The 2,275-nt window shown below is 65.7% G+C and carries 2 protein-coding genes; both read right to left on the bottom strand.

All coding sequences use genetic code 11. The features are described 5' to 3' along the window. Positions 1-134: 134 nt before the first annotated feature. Positions 135-1,625: a replicative DNA helicase gene (locus EN780_RS32440; RefSeq protein WP_127285617.1), complete on the bottom strand. Its 1,491-nt coding sequence runs from the start codon at positions 1,623-1,625 to the stop codon at positions 135-137. Between the two features lie 219 nt (positions 1,626-1,844). Then, positions 1,845-2,275, bottom strand: a 431-nt coding sequence (locus tag EN780_RS32435) for a small ribosomal subunit Rsm22 family protein (protein ID WP_245500196.1), incomplete at its 5' end; no start/stop codon positions are given.

Here is a 2,275-nt window from a genome sequence, read left to right as displayed (position 1 = left end):
TCGCCACCGTTTTCGCCAATCGCCGACGTTGCAGGACAGGGACCGCCGCCAAAGCTGTCGATCTCCCCCCTTGCGGGGGAGATGGCCGGCAGGCCAGAGGGGGGTGTGACGGAGCGCGACTGCGGGTCAAAAAACTACTCAAACCTGTCCGGCAAATGATGCTCTTCCGCGAGGTCGGAGAAGCGGGTGAATTCGCCGTGGAAGGCGAGGCTGACCGAGCCGGTCGGGCCGTGGCGCTGCTTGGCCACGATCACCTCGGCCTTGCCGCGCATCTCGTTCATCTCGGCTTCCCACTTGATGTACTCGTCGGTGCCGAGCTTCGGCTCGCGGTTCTTGAGGTAGTACTCCTCGCGATAGACGAACAGCACCACGTCGGCGTCCTGCTCGATGGAGCCGGATTCGCGCAGGTCCGAGAGCTGCGGACGCTTGTCGTCGCGGCTTTCGACCTGACGCGACAGCTGCGACAGCGCGATGATCGGCACGCCGAGCTCCTTGGCCAGCGCCTTGAGGCCGGTGGTGATCTCGGTGATTTCCTGCACACGGTTCTGCGAGGCCTTGGCGCTGGAGCCCTGCATCAGCTGGATATAGTCGATGACGATGAGGTCGAGGCCGCGCTGGCGCTTCAGGCGGCGCGCGCGGGCGGAAAGCTGGGCGATCGAGATGCCGCCGGTCTGGTCGATGAACAGCGGGATCTTCTGCATGGTCTGCGAGCAGGCGACCAGCTTTTCGAAATCCATCTCCGAGATCTCGCCGCGGCGGATCTTCGACGACGAGATCTCGGTCTGCTCGGAGATGATGCGGGTGGCGAGCTGCTCCGACGACATTTCGAGCGAGAAGAAGCCGACGACGCCGCCATTGGCGGCCTTGAACGAGCCGTCGGCCTGCTGCGCAGGCACATAGGCCTCGGCGATGTTGAAGGCGATGTTGGTGGCGAGCGACGTCTTGCCCATGCCTGGGCGGCCGGCAAGCACGATCAGGTCGGAAGGCTGCAGGCCGCCCATGCGGCGGTCGAGGTCGCGCAGGCCGGTGGCGATGCCGGACAGGCCGCCGTCGCGCATATAGGCGGCGTTGGCCATGTCGACGGCGGTCTTGACCGCGTCGGTGAAGCTCTCGAAGCCGCCGTCGTAGCGGCCGGTCTCGGCCAGCTCGAACAGCCGCCGCTCGGCGTCCTCGATCTGGTCGGACGGCGACATGTCGACCGGGGCGTCATAGGCGATGTTGACCATGTCCTCGCCGACGGTGATCAGCGCGCGGCGCGTGGCGAGGTCGTAGATGGCGCGGCCATAGTCGGTGGCGTTGACGACGGTGACGGCCTCGACGGCGAGCCGCACGACATATTGCGCCACCGTCATGTCGCCGACCTTTTCGTCCGCCGGCAGGAAGGTCTTCAGCGTGATCGGGGTCGCGATCTTGCCCATGCGGATGAGCTCGGCCGCCACCTCGAATATCCGGCGGTGCAGCGGCTCGTGGAAATGCGCCGGCTTGAGGAAGTCGGAGACCCGGTAGAAGGCGTCGTTGTTGACGAGGATGGCGCCGAGCAGCGCCTGCTCGGCCTCGATATTGTTCGGTGCCTCGCGATAGAGCGGTTGCTCCGCCACGCCGAATTTGCGCGCTGCCTCAGCCATGATATCCCCGATTTCGATCCCGACTTCTCGATAGCAAGAACGAGATGAGTCGGTGCTGACCTTTCTGCATCACCCGAAGGCCAATCAGCCTTGATGCCCGCTGTTCACAGGAACGGCAAACCGTCCACAGGACAGAATTCCCGTGCCCCGATTCCGGTTGACTCGGCAAGGTCGCGATTCTACGCGAAGCTGTAGAACAAATAAAGAACAAATTGTCATTCAAATATCCAGCGGGTCGCCCCAGTCCAGCCGTCGCGCGATCCTGAACGCGTCGCCGTCGCGCTTGCTGAACAGCGTCTCGCCGGCACTGCCGTCGGGCACGCAAAGCTTGAGCAGCACCTTGCCGGAGCCGGCTTTCGGCGGCGCGATCACGCGCGCCGGGCGCGCCGGCGCCGGCTGCCGCGAGGCAGCGATGTAGATGAATTTCTCGTCCTCCCAGGGGACGTCGGCGTCCTTGGAGAGGCGATGCAGGCGCGAGCGCGCGACGCGGCGCGAGAAATGGCACCAGTCGGGCGGGACGAGCGGGCAGGGCGCCTCGTGCGGGCAGGGTGCCAGCACATGCGCGCCGGCCTCGATCAATTGCCGGCGGACGGCAAGGATGCGCTGCCAGCCGGCCGGCGTTCCCGGCTCGACGATCAGCAGCGTGCCGG

This window comes from Mesorhizobium sp. M4B.F.Ca.ET.089.01.1.1, assembly GCF_004022605.1.
GTDB lineage: Bacteria > Pseudomonadota > Alphaproteobacteria > Rhizobiales > Rhizobiaceae > Mesorhizobium > Mesorhizobium abyssinicae.
This window is presented reverse-complemented; position numbering and strand designations above follow the sequence as displayed.